The organism is Azospirillum doebereinerae (assembly GCF_003989665.1).
Lineage (GTDB): Bacteria > Pseudomonadota > Alphaproteobacteria > Azospirillales > Azospirillaceae > Azospirillum > Azospirillum doebereinerae.
In genome coordinates this window covers 39082-63185 of the sequence record NZ_RZIJ01000006.1, presented here as the reverse complement: position 1 = coordinate 63185, position 24104 = coordinate 39082, and the positions used below count along the sequence as shown (strand labels likewise).

Genomic DNA, 24104 nt, shown 5'->3' with positions numbered 1-24104 from the left:
GGCGGATGGGTAGCAGGCTTGGGCGGTGGCGGTCTGGAACGGATGTGACCTACCCTGCCCGGCATCGCTCCGCGCGGTATCGCCCCGGGGTGACGCCGAACGCGCGCCGGAAACAGCGGCCCAGATGGCTTTGATCGGAGAAGCCGGCCTCGGCGGCGACCGCCGCGATCGGTTCGCCGGCGCGGAGCAAGCGCCGCGCCTCGTTCAGTTTCTCCAGAAGCCAGAACCCGTGCGGCGGCAGGCCGTGCCATTTTTTGAACCGGCGGGAAAAGCCCTCGCGGCTCATGCCGGCGCGTTGCGCCGCCTGTCGCACGGTTTCCCACGAGTCCGGGCTTGCGAGCCCAATCGCCGCACCGGGAGCGCTCCCGGCAAGGAGTCCGTGGTCTGCGGCCATCATCGTGAGGTCGGGCCAGTCCATCCGTCCCGTCCTCCGCCAGTGCCGGACCAGAGCGGAGATCAGGTCGCGTGCCGCGCCGGTTCCCGCCGGTGTGTAGATGTTGACGCAGACCACCTCCGACGGCTCGGACAGCGAATGGTGTGGCGTCCGCGCCGGGATGTGCATTCCTTGACCGGGGGTGACGCAGAACAGTTCGTCATCGATGACGAAGCGGCGCCTTCCCGACAGGGTGAACGTCACCTGATCCTCGTCATGGAAATGAAGCGGCAGCGCGACATCGAGGCCGCGCACCGATCCCAACTCCAGGGTCGGGCTGCCGGTTGGGCGCCAATACTCCCAGGTTTCGTTCCGATGCGGAGCGGAGTTGGCGGGTGGGAGCGACCGCAACGGCATCCCTTGCCCTACCCGAACAGGCGGCCGTGCAGGTCCCGCCAACTGGCCGGATCGGGCGCCAGCAGCAGGCTGCCGTTCAGCGCCGCCGGGCCGTAGGGCGTGCCGTCGATCAGCGCCGCGTGGCCGCCGGCCTCCGCGTGCAGCAGAACGCCGGCCGCGTGGTCCCACGGCATCAACCGGTGATAGAGCGAGTAATGCGCCCGCCCCTCCAGCAGGCGCAGATACTCCTGCGCGGCGCTGGACAGGCAGACGCGCTCTCCAAGCCCCCGGCTGCGCTCCTCCAGCCGCGCCGCCATCGCGTCGCCGCAGAAGCGGGTGGACAACGCGCCGACCATTTCCGGCAGCGGCACCGCGTCGGCGACCCGCACGCGCCGCCCATCCAGCCAAGCGCCCCCGCCCTTCACCGCCGTCGCCATGCGGCCGTCGATGGGGTCGTGGATCCAGCCGGCCAGCGTCTCGCCCCTCTGCGCCAGGGCGACGATCACCGCGAAGAGCGGGCGGCCCTGGGCGAAATTCAACGTGCCGTCCACCGGGTCGATGATCCACACCGGTTCGTCGCCGTGGATGCGGTCGAGCACGCGCGGGTCGTTCGACGCGGCCTCCTCCCCGATCACCCGGCTGCCGGGCAGCAGATCGGCCAGCGCCGGGGTCAGCGCCCGCTCCGCCGCCTCGTCGGCCAGGGTGACGAGGTCGAGCGGCCCGGTCTTCTCGCGGATGGCGGCGGCGTCGAGGTTGCGGAACCAGGGCAGGATCTCCGTCTTCGCGACGGAGCGGATCAGGTCGGACACCCGGTCGATGTCGAGCTGGGCGACGTCGGATTGGGCAAACAGCGTCACGGCTTCGGCCTCGTCTTGTTGGGTGTCTTGTTGGGCTGGGAATCGAGCCTCAGCGTCGGGCCGTCCGCCGACGGGTTGGTCAGCAGCACCTTGCCGTCCAACCCGCTGTCCTTCAGCGCCTTGGCCAGCGCGTCGAAGGTCGCCTTGTCGGCGGCGGCGCTCGCGGCGGCCTTCGCCTGATCCGGCGGCGGGGGCTTCACCGGCCCGCCCAGGGCCGGGTCGCGCGGGGCGGCCGGATCGGGGGGCGGGGGCGGCGACAGCCGCGCCGTTCCGGTTTCCAGCTCCGGCAAAGGCGGAGGGGGCGGCGGCGGTTGCCACATGCGGAAGCAGTCGGTGAAGGCCGCCTCCTTGCACGCTTTCAGCAGTTCGGCCGCGTCGGGCGCGGCGATGAGCGGCACGTCCGGCACGACGGGGAACTCGCGTGGCGGCGGCGGCAGGGGATCCTCGGGCGGTTCCGCCGGTTCCTCGACATAGCCCGGCGGCAGCGGCGACGGCGGCGGTTGCTGCGCCATCGCTTGTTGGGCCGTCAGCGCGGCCAGCAGGGACAGAAAGGCGAAGGAGGCGCGCACGAACGGTCCGGGGCGGTGACGAGGACGCCATTATGACGCGGCGGCGCCCCCGCCGTCATCCGTCATGTCACGCGGCGGCGCGGTGGGTCCGCCCGTTGTCATGGGTCTTGTCGTCGATCAGCGCGTCGCCATAGCCCCAAGCCAACAGCTCGGCATGAATGGCGGCGATCTTGGCGGCTTCGTCCGTGTTGGTCTCGTGCTTGGCCGCATCGCCGATGATGCCCAGCAGGCGCGCGCGGCCCTCGGGGCTTCGCGACAGGTCGTGGATGCGCAGCAGCGCGGCGCCGGGAGGCAAATCCTCGTGGCGCGCGACCAGGGTAACCTGATCGGCCAGGAAGGCCGTGATCGAGAAGCACGACGGGTCGGTTTGAAGTCGCATTGGGCAGTCCTCCTGATGGGGAGCGCCTTGCTCCGTTGCTATAATCGTGGGCAACGGAAGAAATCACCACGCCGCTTTGGTCCTAAGCCGGGAGGGGGGTGCAACAGGTCATAGCCGGCCCGTCGCACCCCTTCCTTTCGGTCAGACGCCGTGTCACATCTGCGGTTGCTGGAACCGCCTCTCGAACCGCGCCAGATCGGCGGGGTCGAGCGAGACGTGGATGTGGGCCTGCTCCTCGTCGTCGCGGCGGTCCAGAACCTCGCCCTTGTCGTAGAGCCAGGCCAGCGCCGCCCCGTCGCCGAGGTCGACGGTGAGGTCGACGACCTGACGGTTGACGTTCATCCGCTCGTCCAGCAGCCGGTCGAGCGCGTCGAACCCCTCGCCGGTGATGGCCGACACCGCCACCGCGCGCGGGTTGCGGGCGGTCTGGACCAGCACCGCCGCGCGGGCCTCGTCGTCGAGCGCGTCGATCTTGTTGAGGACCTCGATGACGCGGTCGTCGCTGTCGGGATCCAGCCCCATGTCGCCCAGCACCTCGTGCACGTCGGCGCGCTGCGCGTCGGTGTCGATGTGGGCGATGTCGCGGACGTGCAGGATGATGTCGGCGGCGTCGACCTCCTCCAGCGTGGCGCGGAAGGCGGCGACGAGGCCGTGCGGCAGGTCGGAGATGAAGCCCACCGTGTCCGACAGGATCACCTTGCGCCCCGACGGCAGCGTCACCTGACGCATGGTCGGGTCCAGCGTGGCGAACAGCAGGTCCTTGGCGAAGACGTCGGCGTTGGCCAGCCGGTTGAACAGGGTGGACTTTCCGGCGTTGGTGTAGCCGACCAGCGCCACCACCGGGTACGGCACCTTGGCGCGCGCCTTGCGGTGCAGGCCGCGGGTGCGGCGGACCTCGTCCAGCTCCTTCTTGATCTTGATGATGCGGTCGCCGATCAGACGGCGGTCCATCTCAAGCTGCGATTCGCCGGGGCCGCCGAGGAAGCCGAAGCCGCCGCGCTGGCGTTCCAGGTGGGTCCAGGAACGGACCAGCCGCGATTTCTGGTAGGTCAGCGAGGCCAGCTCGACCTGGAGCATGCCTTCCCGCGTGCGGGCGCGGGCGCCGAAGATCTCCAGGATCAGGCCGGTGCGGTCGATGACCTTGGCCTTCAGCCCCTTTTCCAGATTGCGCTGCTGCACCGGCGACAGGGCGTGATCGAGGATGACGAGGCTCGCCTCGTGCTCCTCCACCAGTTCCGCCAGATGCTCCACGGTCCCGGAGCCGAGCAGGGTCGAGGGCTGCGGGCGGTTGACCTTGACGCATTCGGCGTGGATGACCTCCAGCTCGATCGCCAGGGCAAGCCCCACCGCTTCCTCCAGACGGGATTCGGGAGGACGATTGGCCCCGTCCGCCTCTTGGCGGAGGACGGGGTGGACCACGATGGCCCGGCCGGCGCCCAGCGGCGCCGCGCCGTCTCCATTGGTCAAGGGATCAGACGCTTTCACCTTCCTTGGGCGGCTCGAAGAGTTGAATGGGATGCGCCGGCATGACCGTCGAGATCGCGTGCTTGTAGACCAGCTGCGAATGCGCGTCGCGGCGCAGAAGGACCGAGAAGTTGTCGAACCAAGTGATGATGCCCTGAAGTTTCACGCCGTTCACGAGAAAGACGGTTACGGGAGTCTTGTTCTTGCGGACGTGGTTGAGAAACACGTCCTGCACGTTCTGGCTTTTTTCAGACATTTATGATGCCCCCTTCTTGAATGTTCTTGGGACCCCTTCGCAGGCGGTCCGCTCCCCGCTTCACGGTGCTGATTTGGCGCGCATTCGAACCGTCTCGACAACCGTTTGAACGGATATGGTATCACCACCCTCGCCAACCAAGCCACACAAGGCTTCGCAATCGACGTGACGGTGGGCGGGGGGAAACCGGTCGAAACCGCTCCCCTCGCCCAGCCCTATTAGCACCGGAACCATGCCCGCGCCATGGGCGCATTCCATGTCGATGTCGGCGTCGCCCAAAAACCAGACGTCCGGGCCGGGTTGCAGCCCGGCCGGTTCCAGCGCCATCGCCACCGGCGCGCCGTGCGGCTTGTCGAAGGGGGCGTCCTGCGAGCCGACCAGCTTGCCGAAATATTGCGTCCAGCCCAGCGCGTCGGCCTCGGCGCGCAAGAACTTGCCGGTCTTGTTGGAGACGACGGCTTGGTAGATGCCGCGCTCGGCGAAGGTCCTCAGCAGCGATTCGGCGCCCGGCAGCGGGCGGAGGTGGTCGAGGTGGTGTTCGGCGAAATAGGCGTAGAAGAGGTCGCGGGCTTCGGTCCAGCGCTCCCCGAAGATGCGGGGGAAGCTGTCGCGCATCGACTGCTTGATGCGGATGCGGGCCTCCTCCTCGCTCCAGGCAGGCAGGTCGAAGGACACCAGCGCGTGGTTCAGCGCCGCGCGCACGGTGCCCCAGTTGTCCACCAGCGTGTTGTCCCAGTCGTAAAGGACGGCGCGCGGCAGGGCGAGGGTGTCGGACACGGGGGAACTCCGGGAAAGCCAAGTCAATACCTCAAAGCCCTTCTCCCCTTGTGGGAGAGGGGTTGGGGTGAGGGGTACGCAACCCTTTCCGCCTTCGGCGGAATACCCCTCATCCCAAACCCTTCTCCCACAAGGGGAGAAGGGCTTTACTTTATCACTCGATGAACAGCTTGCCCTTCTCGCTGCCGTGGACACCCAGCGACTTCAGCTTGCGGTGCAGGGCCGAGCGCTCCATGCCGACGAAGGACGCGGTGCGGGAGATGTTGCCGCCGAAGCGGGTCACCTGGGCCAGCAGATACTCGCGCTCGAACACCTCGCGCGCCTCGCGCAGCGGCAGGCCCATGATCTCGCCGCCCTTGTCCCATTTCAGGACGGTGGGGGTGATGGCGCCGATCTCCGGCGGCAGGGTGTCGGCGCGGATCGGCTCCTTCGGGTCGCCCTGCGCCATGATCAGCAGCCAGTCCACCACGTTGCGCAGCTGGCGCACGTTGCCCGGCCAGTCGTAGGCCTGGAGCGCCGCCATCGCGTCCTCGCCGAACTCGCGGATCGGCAGGCCCGACGCCTCGGCCGAGCGCTGCATGAAGTGGCGGGCCAGGAACGGGATGTCCTCGCGCCGCTCGGCGAGCGACGGCACGCGGATCGGCACCACCGACAAGCGATAGAACAGGTCCTGACGGAAACGCCCCTGCTCGATCTCCGATTGCAGGTCGCGGTTGGAGGTGGCGATCACGCGGACGTCCACCTCGACCCGCTGGCCGCCGCCGACCCGCTCGAACACCTGTTCCTGCAGCGCCCGGACGATCTTGCCCTGGGTCTCCAGCGGCATGTCGGCGACCTCGTCGAGCAGCAGGGTGCCGCCATGGGCCTGCTCGAAGGTGCCGATCTTGCGGCCCATGCCGTCGATCCCGGCCTCGGTGCCGAACAGCTCCATCTCCAGCCGTTCCGGCCGCATGGTGGCGCAGTTCAGCCCGACGAAGGGGCCGGTGTTGCGCCGCGAGCGGGCGTGGATCAGCCGGGCCACCACCTCCTTGCCGGAGCCGGCCGGGCCGGTGATCAGCACGCGGCTGCCGGTGGGGGCGACCTTCTCGATGCTCTGGCGCACCTGGTTGACCGAGGAGGAGCGGCCGATCAGCTCGGCGTCGCCGCCGGCGCGCAGCTTCAGCTCCTGGTTCTCGCGCTTCAGCCGCGACGCCTCGATGGCGCGCTCGACCATCAGCAGCAGGCGGTCGGACTTGAAGGGCTTCTCGATGAAGTCGTAGGCGCCGACCTTGATCGCCTGGACGGCGGTCTCGATGTTGCCGTGGCCCGAGATCATGATGACCGGCAGGTTGGCGTGGTCGCGCATCAACTGTTCGAGGATCTGCAACCCGTCCAGCCGGCTGCCCTGGAGCCAGATGTCGAGCACGACCAGGCTGGGCCGCCGCGCCGCGACCTGCGCGAAGGCCTGATCGGCGTCCGCCGCCTCGCGGGTCTTGATGCCTTCGTCGTTCAGGATGCCGGTGATCAGCATCCGGATGTCGGCTTCGTCGTCGACGACCAGAATGTCATGCGCCATGGGCTGCCTGCCTCGTCTCTCCGCCGGTCTCCGCCGGCCTGTCGTCGCGCCCGCCGGCATCCGCCGCGGCCGCAATGGGGTGCGGAATCACCAAGGTCACGCGCGCCCCGCCGCCGCCTTCGCGGTCCTCCAGGGTCAACACGCCGCCATGGTCCTCCATGATCTTCTTGACGATGGCGAGCCCGAGGCCGGTGCCCTTGGCCCGCGTCGTCACATAGGGTTCGGTCAACCGGTCGCGCTGCTCGTCGGTCGGCAGGCCCTTGCCGTTGTCCTCGACGGTGACGGTCACCGCGTCGGCGTCGCCCGTCACTGCGATGGCGATCTCGCCCGGCGGCAGTTCCGATCCGTCGGCCGGGGTTGGCCGCCCCTCGATGGCGTCGGCGGCGTTCTGCAACAGGTTGGTCAGGGCTTGCGAAATCTGCCGGCTGTCGCAGGCGATCGTCAGCGGGCCGGACGGCAGTTTCGGCTCGTAACGGATCTTGCCCGCATGCGCGCTGGATTGCAGGAACACCGCCTGCCGGACCAGATCGTTGACGTTGCAGGGCTTCATCACCGGCTGCGGCATGCGCGCGAAGGCCGAGAACTCGTCCACCATGCGCCGGATGTCGTCCACCTGCCGGACGATTGTGTCCGTGCACATGGTGAAGACCTCGGTGTCGCTGGTGATCTCCTTCAGGTACTTCCGGCGCAGGCGCTCGGCGGAGAGCTGGATCGGCGTCAGCGGGTTCTTGATCTCGTGGGCGATGCGGCGGGCCACGTCGGCCCAGGCGGCCTTGCGCTGGGCCGACGCCAGCTCGGTGATGTCGTCGAAGGTCACGACGAAACCGCGCACCTCGCCGCCCCGCCCTTCCGCCGCGATGCGGACCAGCAGGGTCAGGGTGGTCTTGCCCGGCCGGCGGATCTGGATCTGGTCCTGCACCACCCGGCCCGGCCGCTTGGGCGCGTTCTCCAGCAGCTCGGCCATCTCCGGCGACAGATCGGCCAGCGAGCGGCCGATCAGCGTGTCGGGATCGTCGACGCCCAGCAGCCGCGCCGCCGACAGGTTCGGCAGGTTGATGAAACCGTCGGCGTCCAGCCCCAGCACGCCGGCCGACACGCCCGACAGCACCGTCTCGGTGAAGCGCCGCCGCTCGTCGAGCAACCGGTTGGTGGACAGAAGCTCGCGCCGCTGGCCCTCGATCTCGGTGGTCATGCGGTTGAAGGCGCGCGACAGCAGGACGAACTCGTCCTCGCCCGGCGGCTCCGACACGCGGACCGTCAGGTCGCCGGCCCGCACCCGCTCGGCGGCGCCGATCAGCGCGCTGATGGGACGCGCCAGCCGCGTCGCGAAGTTCAGCCCGGCCCACACCGCCGCCAGCAGCAGCAGCAGCGCCACCACCAGGAAGATCAGCGTGAAGGTGATCTGCAGGCTGCCGCGCTGGTTCTCCAGGGCGGCGTATTCCTTCACCGCGCCCTCGGCCGACGCCATGTGCGACAGCACGCGCGGTTCCACCATGCGGCCGACGTAGAGGAAGGTGTCGGTCATCCGGTCCAGGCTGACCAGGGCGCGCACGCGGTCGTCGTTCTCGCTGATGATCAGCGCGACTTCGCCACGGCGGGCGGTCTGCAGCTTGTCGTCCGGGATCGGGTCGAATTCGAGGGTGAAGGTGTAGCCGGACCGCGCCATGATGGCGCCGGTGGTCCCGTTGAAGACGATGGCCTCGGACAGGGCGCGCAGCATCGCCTGGGTGTTGACGATCTGCTCGAAACGCTCGCTGGTCAGCCGGGTTTCCTGCGACAGGTCGTTCGCCATCGCCAGCGCGTCGGCGCGGATGTTCTGCTGGTGCTCGTGCAGGTAGGCGCTGGCGACCGCCAGGGATTCGTTGACCGCCGTGCGCACCCGGTCGCTGAACCAGCTCTGGACGCCGACGTAGAAGAACACGGTGGAGAAGACCGCCATGATGATGGCCGGGGCCACCGCCAGCAGGCTGAACACCAGCACCAGCCGCGTGTGCAGCCGCGACCCCGCCAGCCCGCGCCGCCGCCCGATCCAGATGCCGACGATGCGCCGCGAGATCAGCACGCCCAGCGTCAGCAGCAACGCGAGATCGAGCGTCAGCAGCAGCGTCACCGTGCGCGGGTTCGACTGGCCGAAGGGCGCGCTTTCCGTCATCGCGGCGTAGGTCGCGAAACCGGCGGCCAGCGCCGCCAGCGACAGGGCGAAGGCCAGCCGCTTGGTCAGCCCGACTCGGGCCGACCAACGGAGGAACTGTTGCCACAGGGGTGTGGAGGTTTCGGTGGCTGACGACATGATCCGGCGCTTATCTGTTGCCGGAAAGATACACCTCTGTTGCCGCACTGCCAAGCGGCAACCGCTCTGCCTTTCGGACAGGCCAGCCGGCCTGCCCTTGACGATTGGCGAGGGTTGGCTGGCCTGTCACAAAAAAAGCACGGCCCCGCTGTGGTTTCCGCGCGGGGATTCGAGGACCGTCTATTTGATGCCGCGCATCACCTGGATGTCGAGGTCGCGGATCTTCTTGCGCAGGGTGTTGCGGTTGAGGCCGAGCAGCTGCGCCGCCTTGATCTGGTTCCCGCGCGTCGCCGACAGGCTGAGCGAGATCAGCGGGCGTTCGATCTCCCGCAGCACCCGGTCGTAGAGACCGTTCGACGGCATGCCGTCCTTGTGGGCGGCGAAGTAGTCCTTCAGGTGCCGCTCGACGGCGGACGACAGCCCCTCGCTCTGCGGCTCCTCGACCTGTTGGACGGCCGGGGTGGCGTCGGCCAGTTCGGCCTCCACCACGTCCAGACTGATGACCTCCTGCGAATAGAGCGCGGCCAGACGCTGGACGAGATTCTCCAGCTCGCGCACGTTGCCGGGCCAGCGGTAGCGCTTGAGCCGGTCCATGGCGCCCTGGTCGATGCTCTTGGCCGGAAGCCCCTGGCTGATGCCGTGATTCAGGAAATGTCGGACCAGCAGCGGGATGTCCTCGGTCCGCTCGCGCAGCGGCGGCAGGCGGATCGGCACGACGCACAGGCGGTAGAACAAATCCTCGCGGAACAGCCCCTGGCGGATCAGCGTGCGCAGATCCCGGTGGGTCGCCGCGATGATCCGCACGTCGGTCTTGATCGGGGTGCGGCCGCCGACGGTGGTGTATTCCCCCTCCTGGAGCACGCGCAGCAGGCGGGTCTGCGCCTCCAGCGGCATGTCGCCGATCTCGTCGAGGAACAGGGTGCCGCCCTGGGCCTGCTCGAACCGCCCGGTTGACCGGTTGGTGGCGCCGGTGAAGGCGCCCTTTTCGTGGCCGAACAGCTCGGACTCGATCAGTTCGCGCGGGATGGCGGCCATGTTGATGGCGACGAAGGCGCCGTTGCGCCGCTTGCCGTAGTCGTGCAGCGCGCGCGCCACCAGCTCCTTGCCGGTGCCGGACTCGCCGGTGATCATCACCGTCAGGTCGGTGCCCATCAGGCGGGCGAGCACCCGGTAGATTTCCTGCATGGCCGGCGAGCGGCCGATCAGCGGAAGCTGCTCCTCGCTGTCGGCGTCGCCGTTCGCGACATGGACCGGGGCCTTGTTGGCGTTCAGCGCACGCTCGACGACCGACACCAGTTCCTTCAGGTCGAAGGGCTTGGGCAGATACTCGAAGGCGCCGCGCTCCGCCGCCTTGACGGCGGTGATCAGCGTGTTCTGCGCGCTCATCACGATGACGCGCATCTCGGGGCGCAGCTTCTTGATGCGCGGGATCAGGTCCAGGCCGTTCTCGTCGGGCATCACCACGTCGGTGATGACCAGATCGCCCTGCCCGTCCGCCACCCAGCGCCACAGCGTGGCGGCGTTCCCGGTGGTGCGGACCTCGTGGCCGAGGCGGGCGAGGGCTTGGGTAAGCACGGTGCGGATGGCGCGATCGTCATCCGCAATCAGAATGGTCGCCGCCGTCATCAACGAGTTCCCCGACCGCCTTTGGCCCGCACAATGTTCTGAGAGTTCTGCGATTCATCATACATGGGCAGCGACACCTTGAAGACGGTTCGGCGCGGCTGGCTGTCGAACTCGATGGTTCCGCCATGGTCGCCGATGAGTTTCGCCACCAATGCAAGACCAAGGCCAGTCCCGTTCACCTTGCTGGTCACGAACGGGTCGAACAGGTTCGTCTGCAAGTCTTCGGGAATGCCGTCGCCGTTATCTTGGACGGAGACCTGCAACGGCAGATGCAGGCGGGTGTCCCCGCCCGGCAGCGCCATGCGGACGCCGTGCTGGTAGGCGGTGGTCAGCGTGATCTCGCCGCCCTTTTCGGGGGCAGCTTCTGCCGCATTTTTAATCAGGTTCAGGAAAACCTGCACAAGTTGGTCGCGATTGCCGTAAACCGCAGGCAGAGACGGGTCGTAGCGCTCGATAAAGCGTATTTTTCGGGCAAACCCGCTCTGGGCCACGTTGCGGACATGCTCCAGCACCGTGTGGATGTTCACGTCGCTGCGCTCCAGCGGGCGCTCGTCGGAGAACACCTCCATCCGGTTGACCAGCGCGACGATGCGGTCGGCCTCGTCGCAGATCAGCCGGGTCAGCACCCGGTCCTGCTCGTGGGCGTTCTCCTCCAGAAGCTGGGCGGCGCCCCGGATGCCCGACAGCGGGTTCTTGACCTCATGCGCCAGCATCGCCGCCATCGCGGTGACCGAGCGCGCGGCGTGGCGGTGGGTCAGGGACTTGTCGATCTTGCGGGCGATGGAGCGCTCGTGGATCGTCAGCAGCATGTGGTCGGCCGGATCGCCCATGCCGGCGACCTGCACCGTCACGTGGTGCGGGCCGATGCGCGGCGTGTCGATGATCACGCCCTCCTGCGAGACCCGGCGGCTGCCGCGCCGCACCTGCTCGATCAGCCCCATCACCGGGCTGTCGGGCGGCAGAAGCTCGGTCAGCGGCATGCCTTCCATGGCGCTGGAGGACAGGTCGAAGAACTCCTGCGCTTCCGCGTTGACGAAGCGGATCTCGCCGCCCCCGTCCACCACCAGGACCGGGTCGGGCAGCCCGTTGAGCACCATGGAGGCGTCGACCTTGGGCAGCCGGGCGGCTCCGGAGGACCGGGATCGGCCACGCGGCGGGGTGGCGGTGGGCACGGAATCCATCAGGCGGCCATCCTTTCGATTGCCGGGTCGTAGAACGCCCGGATGTGACGGCGCACCGCGTCGGGGTCGCCCATCCGGTTCACCTCCTGGCGGAACTCGTTCGAGCCGCGCAGGCCGGTCGAGTACCAGGAGACGTGCTTGCGCGCGACGCGCAGGCCGCCATCGGCGCCATAATGGGTCAGCATGCTGTCGAAATGCTCCAGCAGCGTGTCGCGCTGCTCTTCCAGCGACGGGTCGGGCAGCCGCTCGCCGGTGGCGAGGTGGTGCATGACCTGCGACGGAAACCAGGGGCGCCCGTAGGCGCCGCGCCCGATCATCACGCCGTCGGCGCCGGATTCGGCCAGCGCGCGGTCCACGTCCTCGAGGCTCGTGATGTCGCCGTTGACGACCACCGGGATCGACACCGACTCCTTCACGCTGCGGACGAAGCTCCAGTCGGCGGAGCCGGTGTAGAACTGGTTCCGGGTGCGGCCGTGGACCGTCACCATCCGGATGCCGCACTCCTGCGCGATCCGCGCCAGGGTCGGGGCGTTGCGGTTGGTCTCGTCCCAGCCGGTGCGCATCTTCAGCGTCACCGGGATGCCCACCGCCTTGACGGTGGCCTCCAGGATGCGCGCCGCGTGGATCTCGTCCCGCATCAGGGCGGAGCCGGCGTGGCCGTTCACCACTTTCTTCACCGGGCAGCCGAAGTTGATGTCGACGAGGGCGGCGCCGCGATCCTCGTTCAGCTTCGCGGCCTCGGCCATCACGGCGGACTCGCAGCCGGCGAGCTGGACGGCCATCGGGAATTCTTCGGGTTCCGTCTGTACCATGCGCAGGGTCTGGCGGTTCTCGCGGACCATCGCCGTGCTGGCGACCATCTCCGACACCACGAGGCCGCAGCCGGCGCGCTTCACCAGGCGGCGGAACGGCAGATCGGTGACGCCCGACATGGGCGCCAGAATCACCGGGCCGGCGAGCGTGATCGAACCAATTTTTATGGTCATTCGCACCTGCCCATGCGATGGGCAAACAGTCAATGTGATGAGATTTTGTGCAGCTTACCACGGCGATGCGCCAATGTGCAAGCGCGAAGGCCGAATCGCTCGGGTTCAGCACGATTTGAAGGGATGCACACGCGAAGCGATCAGGTCCAACCCGGGTTGCCAACCAGAACGTTGGAGACGAATTTCACGCCGGGATAGGCGAGCGTGAGCAGCAGATAGGCAATCAGCACCAGCCGTGCCGCCGTGCGCCCGCGCATGCCGACCCGGAACTGCGCGATCAGCAGCACACCCACCACCACGAAGGTCGCCAGCGACAGCAGAGTCTTGTGATCGACGCGGAAAGCCAAGCCCTGCTCGAAATGCAGCACCGCCATGCCGGTCGCCAAGCCGGCGCCCAGCACCACCTCCGACGCGACCAGCAAGGCGACCTGCAAACGCTCGCTCTCCGCCACCGGGGGCAGGAAGCGGGTCAGCGGCGTCGGCGTCTTGGTCTTCAGCGCGCGCTCCTGAAGAAAGGCGGCGAGCGAGGCCACCGCGCTCAGCGTCAGCAGGGCATAGGTGAAGACCGAGATGGCGATGTGGAGGTCGATCCAGATCCCCGGCGCGCCGCCGCGCAGCACCGGGGCGCGCGCGTCCTCGGTCAGGGTCGCCAGCGCCCCGACCGCCAGCAGATAGGGCAGCAGCAACGGCGCCAGCCGCCACGCCGTCCGGTGCAGCGCGCTGAATCCCAGGAACAGCGCCATGCAGGCGGCGACCGTCACCCACAGCGCGGTGGAGAAGCCGGTCTGCCACTGCCCGGCGACCTGGAGAATCGCCCACATGCCGGGACCGGCGGCGGCGAGCAGCAGGGCGCCCCAGAAGGCCCGCGTCCGCCCGTCCGTCCCCTGCCCGCCCATGCGGCGGTAGGGATAGACCGATGCCGGCAACAGCGACAGCAGCGCCGTAAGGCTCAAAAGAAAATTCTGCGACATGAAGGCGAGTGTACTCCCGTTTCCCGCTGCCGGCGCCCGGCCTCCTGCGCGGGGCAGGAAAGGCCGGGTCGCGGGTCTTGGCGGAACCACGGCGACAGGCTAGGCTCCGGCGCGCTTCCGTCAAGTGTCCTTGACGCATCCCTTTACGGTTCACGCCATGACCACCTGCATAGCCCTGATCGTCGCCGGAGGCACCGGCCAGCGTTTCGGGGCCGAACGCCCCAAACAATATCTCGATCTCGCCGGAAAGCCCATCCTGCGCCGTACGGTGGAGGCGTTCCTGCGGCATCCGCTGGTGACCGGGGTCCAAGTGGTGATCGATCCGGCGTGGCGCGACCTGTACGACGCGGCCGTCGCCGGGCTCGACCTGCCGGAGCCGGTGACGGGCGGCGCGACCCGCCAGGACTCGGTGCGCAACGGGCTGGAGGCGCTGGCCGCCCGGGGCGGCTGCGGGCGCGTGCTGATCCACGACGCCGCCCGCCCGCTGATCGACGCGGCGACGATCGCGGCGGTGGTCGCGGCGCTGGACGGCACGCCGGGCGCCATCGCCGCCGTCCCGGTGGCCGACACGCTGAAACGCGGCCGGGACGGCACGGTCGCCGCCACGGTCGACCGCGAGTCCCTGTGGCGGGCGCAGACCCCGCAGGGCTTCCGCTTTCCCGAGATCCTGGCGGCGCACCGCTCCGCCGCCGGGCTGGCGTTGACCGACGACGCGGCGGTCGCCGAGCGGGCCGGGCTGGCGGTCGCCTTGGTGCCCGCGAACGAGGAGAATTTCAAGGTGACGACCCCCGACGACCTCACCCGCGCCACGCGCGCCGTCCTGTCCACGCTGGGCGACGTCCGGACCGGGACCGGGTTCGATGTCCACCGCTTCACCGAGGGCGATTTCGTGACGCTCTGCGGGCTGCGGGTGCCGCACAGCCACGGCTTGGAGGGGCATTCCGACGCCGACGTCGGCCTGCACGCGCTGACCGACGCCATTTTGGGCGCGCTGGCGGCCGGCGACATCGGCAGCCACTTCCCGCCCAGCGACCCGCAATGGCGCGGCGCCGACAGCGCCACGTTCCTGCGCCACGCCGCCGGCCTGGTCGCCGAACGCGGCGGGGTGATCGCCCACACCGACGTCACCATCATCTGCGAACGCCCCAAGGTCGGGCCGCACCGCGAGGCGATGGCCGCCCGCATCGCCGAGATCCTCGGCATCGCGCCCGACCGCGTCAGCGTGAAGGCGACGACGACGGAACGGCTGGGCTTCACCGGCCGGGGCGAGGGCATCGCCGCCCAGGCGGTCGCGACCATCCGGCTTCCGGGATAAGCCGGCTTTCAGGACAAACGGTGGCCGGGTTACAATCCGGCACCGCACGCGCGACCTTCCGGGAGAGACCGAGCCGATGTTCTCCGACACCATCCGCGACCTCGCCGCCCAGACGCTGGCCGAATACGGGCTGGCCGGCTACATGGTGGCGACGGCGGAATCCTGCACCGGCGGCCTGATCGCCGGGGCGCTGACCGACATCGCCGGCTCGTCCAAGGTGGTGGATCGCGGCTTCGTCACCTACACCAACATCGCCAAGACCGAGATGCTGCGGGTCCCGGCCAGCCTGCTGCACGCCCATGGCGCCGTCAGCCCGGAGGTCGCCGTCGCCATGGCGGTCGGCGCGCTGGCGCGCTCGCGCGCCGACGTGACGGTGGCGGTGACGGGGGTCGCCGGTCCGGGCGGCGGCTCGGCCGAGAAGCCGGTCGGCCGGGTCTACATCGCGACGGCCGTGCGCGGCGGCTCGGCCAAGGCCAAGGAATACACCTTCCCCGGCGACCGCGACGCGGTGCGGATGGCGACCGTGCAGGCGGCGCTGGAACGGCTGCGCACCGCCCGGCCCACCACCAGCATCCGTTGAATCAAAACATCAGGAGGAACGACCACGATGCCGACCCTGAACATCCAGCTTTTCGAAGGCCGCACCCCCGAGCAGAAGCGCGCCTACGCCAAGGCGCTGACCGAGGCCACCGTGTCGGTGCTCGGCTGCTCGCCCTCGGCGGTGGAGATCATCTTCCAGGACGTGAAGAAGAGCGACTGGGCCAGCGGCGGGGTGCTGTGGTCGGACAAGGATTGAGGAACGGCCCCTCTCCCCTTGCGGGACGAAGCCGGAAAGCGCCAGAGGCGATTGTAAGGCTTCGTGGGTTGGGGTGAGGGGTGCGCAAATCCTTTTCGCCTTCGGCGAAATAACCCCTCATCCCAACCCTTCTCCCACAAGGGGAGAAGGGCAAAAGCCAGCAGCTTTGCAGAAGCGACGCTGAGTACCGGCGATCAGCCCTGCCGGTAGTTCGGCGACTCGTTGGTGATGGTCACGTCGTGGACGTGGCTTTCGCGCAGACCGGCGTTGGTGATGCGGACGAACTGGCACTTCTCGCGCATCGCGGCGATCGACGCGCTGCCGGTGTAGCCCATCGCGGCGCGCAGGCCGCCGACCAGCTGGTGGATCACCGTGGACATCGGGCCCTTGTAGGGAACGCGGCCCTCGACGCCTTCCGGCACCAGCTTCATCGTCGACACTTCCTGCTGGAAGTAGCGATCCGCCGAGCCGCGCGCCATCGCGCCGACCGAGCCCATGCCACGGTAGCTCTTGTACGAACGGCCCTGGAACAGGATGACCTCGCCGGGGCTCTCGTCGGTGCCGGCGAACAGGCTGCCCAGCATGGCGGCGCTGGCGCCGCCGGCGATGGCCTTGGCCAGATCGCCCGAGAACTTGATGCCACCGTCGGCGATCACCGGAATCCCGTGCTTCTCGCACTCTTCCACCACGTCCATGACGGCGGTGAGCTGCGGCACGCCGACGCCGGCGATGATGCGGGTGGTGCAGATCGAACCCGGACCGATGCCGACCTTGACCGCGTCGGCGCCGGCGTCGATCAGCGCCTTGGCGCCCTCGGCCGTCGCCACGTTGCCGGCGATGATCTGGGTGTAGTTGGACAGCGCGCGGGCGGCCCGCACCTGGTCCAGCACCTTCAGCGAATGGCCGTGCGCGGTGTCGACCACCAGCACGTCGACGCCCGCGTCGAACAGCGCCTCGGCCCGCGCCAGCCCGTCGTTGCCGGTGCCGGTGGCGGCGGCGACGCGCAGGCGGCCCTTGCCGTCCTTGCAGGCGTTCGGGTAGGCCTGCGCCTTCTCGATGTCCTTGACGGTCAGCAGGCCGATGCAGCGGTAATCCTCGTCCACCACCAGCAGCTTCTCGATGCGGTGCTGGTGGAGCAGGCGCTTGCCCTCGTCCTGGCTGACGCCCTCGCGCACGGTGACCAGCTCCTTGGTCATCAGCTCGTGGACCGGCTGGCGCGGGTCGTCGGCGAAGCGGACGTCGCGGTTGGTCAGCATGCCGACCAGCTTGCCGCTGCCGCGCGCGTCGCGGTTCTCGACCACCGGGATGCCGGAGATGCGGTGGTGGTCCATCAGCGCCAGCGCGTCGGCCAGCGTGGCGTCGGGGGTGATGGTGATCGGGTTGACCACCATGCCCGATTCGTAGCGCTTGACCTTGCGGACCTCCTCGGCCTGCTGTTCGATGGTCAGGTTGCGGTGGACGACGCCGATGCCGCCGGCCTGGGCCATGGCGATCGCGAGGCGGCTCTCGGTGACCGTGTCCATCGCCGACGACATCAGCGGGATGCCCAGCTCGATGGTCTTGGTCAGCCTTGTCCGGGTGTCCACGTCGTTCGGCAGGACGGAGCTTTCGGCCGGAACCAGAAGCACGTCGTCGAAGGTCAGGGCCTCGCGGATTTTGGTGTCGCGCGCCATGGTGTGGATCTCCCGGAAAAAAAACGTGGCGCACTATACACAAGAGAATGGGCTTGTGAACCCGTGCGCACACAGCATCTGTCATGCAAAGGCGTGAAATCGCCGCAGACTATCCGTGAGGTCAATCGTTGGCGTTGCCACCCCGGAACCCGGTGGCGACCACGTAGGTCTCCGACGATTCCGCCCGGCTGGCCGGCGGCTTGGCGTGCTTGACCACCGCGAAGTCGCGTTTCAGCCGGTCGAGCAGGTCGCGCTCGGCCCCGCCCTGGAACAGCTTGGCGACGAAGGCCCCGCCCGGCGCCAGCACCTCCTCGGCGTAGTCGTAGGCGGCCTCGGCCAGCGCCGCGATGCGCAGGTGGTCGGTCTGCTGGTGGCCGGTGGTCGGCGCCGCCATGTCGCTCAGCACCAGATCGGCCGGGCCGCCAAGCGCCTCCTTCAAGCGGGCCGACGCGCCCTCCTCCAGGAAATCCTGCTGCATGATGGTGGCGCCGGGCACCGAATCCATCGGCAGGATGTCCAGCCCGACGACCTTCCAGCCCTCTTTGGCGCACTGCACCTTTTCCACCGCGATCTGCGTCCAGCCGCCCGGCGCCGCGCCGAGATCGACCACGCGCTTGCCCGGCGCCAGCAGGTGGAACTTCTCGTCCAGTTGCAGCAGCTTGAAGGCGGCGCGCGAGCGGTAGCCGCGCTTGGTGGCCTCGGCCACATAGGGGTCGTTCAGGTGCCGCTCCAGCCAGCGCTTGGAGGATTCCGTGCGCTTGCCGGCGGTCTTCACGCGGACCGTGGCCTGACGCCCGCCCGGACGCGACGACGAACTCTTCTCAACCATGATGCTTCAACACCTTCAGATCACCCGGCCGTCCGGCCGGTCATTCCCCGGCCGACCCGATCAGGTCCACCAGTATTCCCTCGCGCAGGCCACGGTCGGCGATGCGCAGCCGCTCCACCGGCCAGACGTCGCAGAGCGCCTCCAGCACGGCGCAGCCGGCGACCACCAGATCGGCGCGGTCGTAGCCGATGCAGGGATGCCGCGCGCGGCCGTCGAAGTCCAGCCCGACGAGGTGTTCGATCACCGTGCGGGCGTGGTCGATGCGCAGATAGCTGCCGTCCACCGCCCGGCGGTCGTAGCGGCACAGCCCCAGATGCACGCCGGCCAGCGTCGTCACCGTGCCCGACGTGCCCAGCATCTGGACCTGCCCGGCGGCGACGCGGCGCTGGATGCGGTTGCGCGCCTCGAAGGGGGCGATGGCGTCGGCCACCGCCTCGACCATCCGGGCGTACATGGCGGGCGTGACCTCCGGCCCGCCGAACTCCTCGGTCAGGCCGATAACGCCGCAGCGGATGGAGATCTGGTCGAGGATGCGCGGCGCTCCCCCCGGCACCAGTTCCAGCCACATCAACTCGGTCGAGCCGCCGCCGATGTCGAAGACCAGCGCGTAAGGGGATTGCCCCTCCAGCAGCGAGGCGCAGCCGGCCAGCGCCAGCCGCCCCTCCTCCTGGCTGGAGATGATCTCCAGGGAAATGCCGGTCTCGCGCTCCACCGTGTCGACGAACTCGCCGCAGTTGACGGCGCGGCGGCAGGCCTCGGTGCCGACGGCGCGGGCGGCGGTCACGCCGCGCCGCTCGATCTTGGAGCCGCAGACGCGCAGCGCCGCGATGGTGCGCTCCATCGCCAGATCGGACAGGCGGTCCTGGCGGCTCAACCCCTCGCCGAGCCGGACGATGCGCGAAAAGGCGTCGATGACGCGAAAGCCGCCGGGGGCGGCCTTCGCGATCAGCAGGCGGCAATTGTTGGTCCCGAGGTCGAGAGCGGCGAAGACCGGGCGCGCCAGCGCCGACGAACGCAACCGTCCGGTGTCGTTCTGCCGCTCGCTTTGCACCTGAAGATCCACGAACTCTCCCCGCCGCGGTTAAAGAGCGGAGTGTAACCCGGTTTACGGTCCGGCGGGAACCCCTCTTCCCGGAATTCCCACAGAGCGGACCGCGACGCTTACTTGGCGGTCACGAAGGGACAGGTGCTTTTCTCAAGGGGAAGGAAGGCCTCGGCGGCCGGGATGGCGCGAACTTGAGTGTAATAGTCCCACGGCGCCTTGCTTTCCGCCGGAGACTTCACCTGATAGAGCGCCAGATCGTAGAGCACGCGGCCGTCCTTGCGGACGCTGCCGGGCACGCCGAAATAGTCGGTCGGCATCGCCTTCATCGCGGCGGTCACCGGCTCCGAGTCGGTGGTGCCGGCGGCCTTCACCGCCTTCAGCCAGTGCAGCGTCGCCAGATAGGTGTTCGCCTGCTCCTTGCTGGGCATCTTGCCGTGGCGCTCGAAGAAGCGCTTGGACCAGGCGCGGGTCTGGTCGTTCTGGTCCCAGTAGAAGCCCTCCGTCACGTAGAGGCCCTTGGCCAGTTCCAGCCCCAGCGAATGCACGTCGGTGATGAAGACGATGTAGCCGACCATGCGCTGCCCGCCGGCGATCAGGCCGAACTCGCCGGCCTGCTTGATGGCGCCGATGGTGTCGGCCCCGACATTGGCGAGCGCCACCACCTTGGCCCCGCTGCCCTGCGCACTCAGCAGGTAGGAGCCGAAATCGCTGGTGCCGATGGGGTGCTTGACGCTGCCCAGCACGGTGCCGCCGGCCTGTTTGATGGCGTCGCTCGCCGCCTTTTCCATCGCCGTGCCGAAGGCGAAATCGGCGGTGATGAAGTACCAGGAGGTGCCGCCGGCCTGCACCACCGCCTTGGTGGCGCCGACCGACAGCGACGCCGTGTCGTCGGCCCAATGGATGGTGTAGGGCGAGCATTGGGCGTTGGTCAGTTCGGTCGTCGTCGCGGCGCTGATCATCAGCACCTTCTTCTTCTCGCGCGCGACCGCCTGCACCGCCAGCGCCACGGAGGAGACGGGGATGTCCGTCACCATGTCGACGCCGTCCACGTCGAACCACTGCCGGGCGATGTTGGAGGCGACGTCCGGCTTGTTCTGCATGTCGGCGGACAGAATCTCGATGGGCCGGTTCAGCACCGTGCCGCCGAAATCCTCCACCGCCATCCGGGTCGCCAGCGTGGCGCCCTTGCCGCCGATGTCCGAGGCGAAACCGGCCTCGTCCGCCAGAACGCCGATCTTGACCGGCTTGGCGGTCTGCGCATAAGCGGCGGTGGTGGCGAGCAGAGCCGCCGCAAAGGCCAACGGCCGCATCGAAACGATCAATCGATCCTCCCCGGATTTCTCTTCAACGATTTGCCTGCGCCAACGTGGGACCGGCCGTCCTGATGGACAGTCGAAATTGTTGGTCGATGCAAACAGTATCGTATGAAACTTTATCCGTGTCGAGGGAGTCTCGGACGGGATGCTTCTCGGCGTTCGGCGGCAGTCCCCTCCCCCGCCCAGCGGGGGAGGTAAGGGTGGGGGCAACCGTGGCCGCAACCGTGGCCGCACCTCCACACGACTCTCCCTGCTTCCTACCCGTGGATTTGCCGGGGCCGCCCGGCGAGGATGCCGAAGACGCCGGCCGCCACCGCCACCACGGCGAAGAGAGCGGCCGAGGCGTGCCAGTCGCCGCTCCAGCCGTGCAGGATGCCGACCGCGAAGGGACCGGCCGAGGCCAACGTGTAGCCGACGCTCTGCGTCATGCCCGACAGTTGCGCGGCCACCCGGCTGTCCGACGAGCGCAGCACGATCAGCGTCAGCGCGACGGCGAAGGCGCCCCCCTGCCCGATCCCGAGGATCACCGCCCACAGCCAGATCGTGCCGACCGGCGCGTAGAGGCAGCCGATCATGCCGACGAGGCTGCACCCGAGCGTCGCCGCTCCGGCGAGGCTCTGGCTGGGCGTGCGCGTCGCCAGCATCGGGGAGACCAGCGCCGCCAGCACCTGCGTCATCACCGACGCGGAGACCACCGCCCCCGCCATGACCGGATCGAGGCCCCGGTCGCGCAGCATCGGCGCCATCCAGCCCAGCACGATGTAGGCCAGCGCCGATTGCAGCCCCATGAACAGGGTGATCTGCCACGCCAGCGGGTTCGTCCACAGCCCGCGCACGGGCGCGTGGGCCTGCCCGACGCCGCTGTGCCGTCCGCGCAGTTGGATCAGCCAAGCCAGCGCCGCCAGCAGCGCCGGCAGGCTCCAGAAGGCCAGCGCCCCGGTCCATTGCCCGCCGAGCGCCCGCTCCAGCGGCGCGGTCAGCCCGGCGGCCGCCGCCGCCCCGGCGCAGAGCGCCATGGTGTAGACGCCCATCATCAGGCTGACCTTCTTGGGAAAGTCGCGCTTGACCAGCGGCGGCAGCAGCACGCCGATGATGCCGATCCCCGCCCCCGCCAGGGTCGCCCCGGCGAACAGCGCGGGGAAAGTCCCGATTCCGCGCAGGGCGACGCCCGCCCCCAGCATCAGCAGCACGATGAGGATCACCCGCTCCGCGCCGAAGCGCTGCGCCAGACGCGGGGCGATCACCCCGAACAGCCCCAGGCACAGAACCGGCGAGGTGGTCAGCAGCCCGGCCTGCCCCGACGACATGCCGGTGTCGCGCACCACGTCGCCCATGACCGGTGCCAAGCTCGACAGCGCCGGCCGCAGGTTCAGCGCCACCAGCACGAGCCCGACGACGGCCAGCAACGGATGGCGCAGAGGGACGCTGTCCACCCGCTGCGCCGGACGGCTGGCCGTGGCGGCCACGGCGGAGGTGTCGGAGGCGCTGTCGATGCTCATGAAAACGACCTGAGAAAAGCTGTGGAATTGGCGCACAATCGAGCATCCGCCGTATTTTTGGTCAAGTCGTTCGACCGGCGCGCGAACGCGCAGCCGTCATGCGTGGACGGACCGGAACGAAAAAGGATGGGCGAATGGTGACGGGGATGCGGAAGCCTGGACGACGTTTCGGCAAAAAGAAAACCCCCGCACAAGGGGCGGGGGTTTTCATTGCGGGTATAAACAACCCACATGTTGGTCGCCGTCAGGCGAATAAACTTTGAACTGATTGGGCCGAACAGATCGGCATGCTCAAGTAAGCGCCGGTGGAGTCATGATCTTACTCACCCTCCCTTGCTTCGGTATCGACTTTGGACCCAAGCACGAGTGCTTGAGCTTAGCGGTAGACTTGGAAGCCGTGTCAGTCACCTCAACCACGATTACTGTAAGAGGAAGCCTGCACCTGATCGGGAGGGCTGTCAAGCGTCTGTCACACGACCGTGAGGCAAAAATCGGCACCCCGAGGTGGGCTGGCCTTTTGCCCTCCGCGCACCACGTTCTGCCCATGCAAAACAACGATGAGAACCGATTGGGTGGCCGGATCGCGCGCTACGCGCGGGTCGGAACCGCCATGGGCGGCCTCGCCGCGCGCCTTGCCGGGGAGCGCGTGCTGGGGATCCCCGTTCAGCGCGACAAGCACGCGGCCGAACTGCGCGCCGCGCTGGGCGGGCTGAAGGGGCCGCTGATGAAGGTGGCGCAGTTGCTCTCCACCATCCCCGACGCCCTGCCCCGCGAGTATGTGCAGGAACTGGCGCAGCTCCAGGCCGACGCACCGTCGATGGGCTGGCCCTTCGTCAAGCGGCGGATGGCGAGCGAACTCGGCCCCGACTGGCAATCCCGTTTCCAGACCTTCGAGCACACGGCCGCCGCCGCCGCCTCGCTGGGTCAGGTCCACCGGGCGGTCGGGCTGGACGGGCGGCGGCTGGCCTGCAAGCTCCAGTACCCCGACATGGCCTCGGCGGTGGAGGCCGACCTGCGGCAGCTCGGCCTGATCTTTGCGATCTTCGAGCGCACCGACAGCGCCATCTCGACCCGCCAGATCCAGGCGGAAATCGGCGCCCGGCTGCGCGAGGAGCTGGATTACGAACGCGAGGCCAAGCACGCCCGGCTCTACCGCGCGATGCTGGCCGACACGCCGGGCGTCCACATCCCCGAGATCGTCGGCGACCTGTCCGCCCGCCGCCTGCTGACCATGGAATGGGTGGACGGCCGCAAGATCCTGGAGTTCGTCGCCGAGCATCCGGAGTCCCGCGACGAGTTGGCGATGAACATGTTCCGGGCGTGGTACGTGCCCTTCTACAATTACGGGATCATCCACGGCGACCCGCATCTGGGCAACTACTCGGTCCGGCCCGACCGGTCGATCAACCTGCTGGATTTCGGCTGCGTCCGCATCTTCCCGCCGCGCTTCGTCAAGGGGGTGATCGACCTCTACAATGCGCTGCGAACCGACGACCACGACGCCGCCGTGGAGGCCTACCGGGTCTGGGGGTTCGGCAACCCGTCCAAGGAAGTAGTCGACGTGCTGAACATCTGGGCGCGATTCGTCTACGCCCCGATCATGGACGACCGCAGCCGCCGCATCGAGGAGACCAACGCCGGCCATTACGGCCGCGAGACCGCCGCGAAGGTCCACGCCGAGCTGCGCCGCGTCGGCGGCGTCGAGGTCCCGCGCGAGTTCGTCTTCATGGACCGCGCCGCCGTCGGGCTGGGCTCGGTCTTCCTGCACCTGAAGGCGGAGGTGAACTGGTACCAGCTGTTCCAGGGGCTGATCCGCGACTTCGACGTGGACGCGCTGACCGCGCGACAAGCCGCCGCGCTCGCCGCGCAGGGGCTGTCGCCACCCGCCTGAGCGGGGCCGATCTGAGCGGGATGGGGTGCATTTCACAACAATCCGCGCTATGGAAGGAAC

General features: G+C 68.7%; 22 protein-coding genes. 4 read left to right on the top strand and 18 right to left on the bottom strand.

Annotated elements, in window-relative coordinates; translation table 11 throughout:
* Positions 1–49: 49 nt before the first annotated feature.
* From EJ913_RS09740 to EJ913_RS09680, 13 genes are all read right to left on the bottom strand, one after another.
* The gene (locus EJ913_RS09740) at positions 50–688 is read right to left on the bottom strand and encodes a helix-turn-helix domain-containing protein (RefSeq protein ID WP_244939306.1); all 639 of its coding nucleotides are present in this window, start codon (positions 686–688) and stop codon (positions 50–52) included.
* A gap of 110 nt (positions 689–798) precedes the next feature.
* Positions 799–1626, bottom strand: coding sequence for an inositol monophosphatase family protein (locus EJ913_RS09735; protein ID WP_244939305.1), 828 nt, complete (start codon positions 1624–1626; stop codon positions 799–801).
* Positions 1623–2195 (bottom strand): hypothetical protein, encoded by a 573-nt coding sequence (locus tag EJ913_RS09730; protein ID WP_185909735.1) that lies wholly within the window; start codon positions 2193–2195, stop codon positions 1623–1625. Before EJ913_RS09730 ends, EJ913_RS09735 begins: the two co-directional genes overlap by 4 nt.
* Before the next feature lie 67 nt (positions 2196–2262).
* Positions 2263–2574 carry a hypothetical protein gene (locus tag EJ913_RS09725; RefSeq protein ID WP_126997220.1) on the bottom strand — a complete coding sequence of 104 codons (312 nt, stop codon included), beginning with the start codon at positions 2572–2574 and terminating at the stop codon, positions 2263–2265.
* Between the two features lie 153 nt (positions 2575–2727).
* Complete coding sequence (gene hflX, locus EJ913_RS09720; protein ID WP_274389906.1) at positions 2728–4041, bottom strand: GTPase HflX; 1314 nt, start codon at positions 4039–4041, stop codon at positions 2728–2730.
* 4 nt (positions 4042–4045) lie between these two features.
* Positions 4046–4294 (bottom strand): RNA chaperone Hfq, encoded by a 249-nt coding sequence (gene hfq, locus EJ913_RS09715; protein WP_012974114.1) that lies wholly within the window; start codon positions 4292–4294, stop codon positions 4046–4048.
* A 60-nt stretch (positions 4295–4354) separates the two neighbouring features.
* Positions 4355–5071, bottom strand: a complete 717-nt coding sequence (locus EJ913_RS09710) for an HAD family hydrolase (RefSeq protein WP_126997218.1) — start codon at positions 5069–5071, stop codon at positions 4355–4357.
* Between the two features lie 154 nt (positions 5072–5225).
* The gene (gene ntrX, locus EJ913_RS09705) at positions 5226–6626 is read right to left on the bottom strand and encodes a nitrogen assimilation response regulator NtrX (RefSeq protein WP_126997216.1); all 1401 of its coding nucleotides are present in this window, start codon (positions 6624–6626) and stop codon (positions 5226–5228) included.
* Entirely contained in the window at positions 6616–8916 is a 2301-nt protein-coding gene (locus tag EJ913_RS09700) for a sensor histidine kinase NtrY-like (RefSeq protein ID WP_126997214.1), read from the bottom strand. The genes ntrX and EJ913_RS09700 overlap by 11 nt, the downstream gene beginning before the upstream one ends.
* 180 nt (positions 8917–9096) lie before the next feature.
* Entirely contained in the window at positions 9097–10542 is a 1446-nt protein-coding gene (ntrC, locus tag EJ913_RS09695; protein ID WP_126997212.1) for a nitrogen regulation protein NR(I), read from the bottom strand.
* Positions 10542–11723 (bottom strand): two-component system sensor histidine kinase NtrB, encoded by a 1182-nt coding sequence (locus tag EJ913_RS09690; RefSeq protein ID WP_126997210.1) that lies wholly within the window; start codon positions 11721–11723, stop codon positions 10542–10544. Before EJ913_RS09690 ends, ntrC begins: the two co-directional genes overlap by 1 nt.
* The gene (gene dusB / locus EJ913_RS09685; protein WP_126997208.1) at positions 11723–12709 is read right to left on the bottom strand and encodes a tRNA dihydrouridine synthase DusB; all 987 of its coding nucleotides are present in this window, start codon (positions 12707–12709) and stop codon (positions 11723–11725) included. Before dusB ends, EJ913_RS09690 begins: the two co-directional genes overlap by 1 nt.
* Before the next feature lie 140 nt (positions 12710–12849).
* Positions 12850–13680: a cytochrome C assembly family protein gene (locus EJ913_RS09680; RefSeq protein WP_126997206.1), complete on the bottom strand. Its 831-nt coding sequence runs from the start codon at positions 13678–13680 to the stop codon at positions 12850–12852.
* Positions 13681–13837: 157 nt separating this feature from the next.
* On the opposite strand from EJ913_RS09680, the gene EJ913_RS09675 reads away from it, so the two are divergent.
* From EJ913_RS09675 to EJ913_RS09665, 3 genes are all read left to right on the top strand, one after another.
* Positions 13838–14995, top strand: coding sequence for a bifunctional 2-C-methyl-D-erythritol 4-phosphate cytidylyltransferase/2-C-methyl-D-erythritol 2,4-cyclodiphosphate synthase (locus tag EJ913_RS09675; protein ID WP_126997200.1), 1158 nt, complete (start codon positions 13838–13840; stop codon positions 14993–14995).
* Between the two features lie 76 nt (positions 14996–15071).
* Positions 15072–15575 carry a CinA family protein gene (locus EJ913_RS09670; protein WP_126997198.1) on the top strand — a complete coding sequence of 168 codons (504 nt, stop codon included), beginning with the start codon at positions 15072–15074 and terminating at the stop codon, positions 15573–15575.
* A gap of 27 nt (positions 15576–15602) precedes the next feature.
* Positions 15603–15791 (top strand): 4-oxalocrotonate tautomerase, encoded by a 189-nt coding sequence (locus EJ913_RS09665; protein ID WP_126997196.1) that lies wholly within the window; start codon positions 15603–15605, stop codon positions 15789–15791.
* 194 nt (positions 15792–15985) lie between these two features.
* Here EJ913_RS09665 and guaB read toward each other — a convergent pair whose 3' ends face one another.
* The 5 genes from guaB to EJ913_RS09640 form a co-directional block, all read right to left on the bottom strand.
* The gene (guaB, locus tag EJ913_RS09660; protein WP_126997194.1) at positions 15986–17464 is read right to left on the bottom strand and encodes an IMP dehydrogenase; all 1479 of its coding nucleotides are present in this window, start codon (positions 17462–17464) and stop codon (positions 15986–15988) included.
* 121 nt (positions 17465–17585) lie between these two features.
* Positions 17586–18293, bottom strand: a complete 708-nt coding sequence (locus EJ913_RS09655) for an RlmE family RNA methyltransferase (protein ID WP_126997192.1) — start codon at positions 18291–18293, stop codon at positions 17586–17588.
* Positions 18294–18333: 40 nt separating this feature from the next.
* Positions 18334–19356 carry a Ppx/GppA phosphatase family protein gene (locus EJ913_RS09650; RefSeq protein WP_126997190.1) on the bottom strand — a complete coding sequence of 341 codons (1023 nt, stop codon included), beginning with the start codon at positions 19354–19356 and terminating at the stop codon, positions 18334–18336.
* A 98-nt stretch (positions 19357–19454) separates the two neighbouring features.
* Positions 19455–20660, bottom strand: a complete 1206-nt coding sequence (locus EJ913_RS09645; protein WP_244939304.1) for an ABC transporter substrate-binding protein — start codon at positions 20658–20660, stop codon at positions 19455–19457.
* Between the two features lie 251 nt (positions 20661–20911).
* On the bottom strand, positions 20912–22153 hold the full coding sequence (locus tag EJ913_RS09640; protein ID WP_126997188.1) for a CynX/NimT family MFS transporter: 1242 nt from the start codon (positions 22151–22153) through the stop codon (positions 20912–20914).
* Between the two features lie 544 nt (positions 22154–22697).
* Between EJ913_RS09640 and EJ913_RS09635 the strand changes: the two genes are divergently transcribed.
* Entirely contained in the window at positions 22698–24044 is a 1347-nt protein-coding gene (locus EJ913_RS09635) for an ABC1 kinase family protein (RefSeq protein WP_126997186.1), read from the top strand.
* The last annotated feature ends 60 nt before the right edge of the window (positions 24045–24104 follow it).

Bases quoted from the DNA above. Each gene is read 5' to 3' on its own strand.
- ntrX (WP_126997216.1), bottom strand. From the start codon at position 6,626: ATGGCGCATGACATTCTGGTCGTCGACGACGAAGCCGACATCCGGATG.
- EJ913_RS09675 (WP_126997200.1), top strand. From the start codon at position 13,838: ATGACCACCTGCATAGCCCTGATCGTCGCCGGAGGCACCGGCCAGCGT.
- dusB (WP_126997208.1), bottom strand. From the start codon at position 12,709: ATGACCATAAAAATTGGTTCGATCACGCTCGCCGGCCCGGTGATTCTG.
- hfq (WP_012974114.1), bottom strand. From the start codon at position 4,294: ATGTCTGAAAAAAGCCAGAACGTGCAGGACGTGTTTCTCAACCACGTC.
- EJ913_RS09680 (WP_126997206.1), bottom strand. From the start codon at position 13,680: ATGTCGCAGAATTTTCTTTTGAGCCTTACGGCGCTGCTGTCGCTGTTG.
- EJ913_RS09670 (WP_126997198.1), top strand. From the start codon at position 15,072: ATGTTCTCCGACACCATCCGCGACCTCGCCGCCCAGACGCTGGCCGAA.
- guaB (WP_126997194.1), bottom strand. From the start codon at position 17,464: ATGGCGCGCGACACCAAAATCCGCGAGGCCCTGACCTTCGACGACGTG.
- EJ913_RS09700 (WP_126997214.1), bottom strand. From the start codon at position 8,916: ATGTCGTCAGCCACCGAAACCTCCACACCCCTGTGGCAACAGTTCCTC.
- EJ913_RS09640 (WP_126997188.1), bottom strand. From the start codon at position 22,153: ATGAGCATCGACAGCGCCTCCGACACCTCCGCCGTGGCCGCCACGGCC.
- EJ913_RS09725 (WP_126997220.1), bottom strand. From the start codon at position 2,574: ATGCGACTTCAAACCGACCCGTCGTGCTTCTCGATCACGGCCTTCCTG.
- EJ913_RS09690 (WP_126997210.1), bottom strand. From the start codon at position 11,723: ATGGATTCCGTGCCCACCGCCACCCCGCCGCGTGGCCGATCCCGGTCC.
- EJ913_RS09635 (WP_126997186.1), top strand. From the start codon at position 22,698: ATGCAAAACAACGATGAGAACCGATTGGGTGGCCGGATCGCGCGCTAC.
- EJ913_RS09665 (WP_126997196.1), top strand. From the start codon at position 15,603: ATGCCGACCCTGAACATCCAGCTTTTCGAAGGCCGCACCCCCGAGCAG.
- ntrC (WP_126997212.1), bottom strand. From the start codon at position 10,542: ATGACGGCGGCGACCATTCTGATTGCGGATGACGATCGCGCCATCCGC.
- EJ913_RS09655 (WP_126997192.1), bottom strand. From the start codon at position 18,293: ATGGTTGAGAAGAGTTCGTCGTCGCGTCCGGGCGGGCGTCAGGCCACG.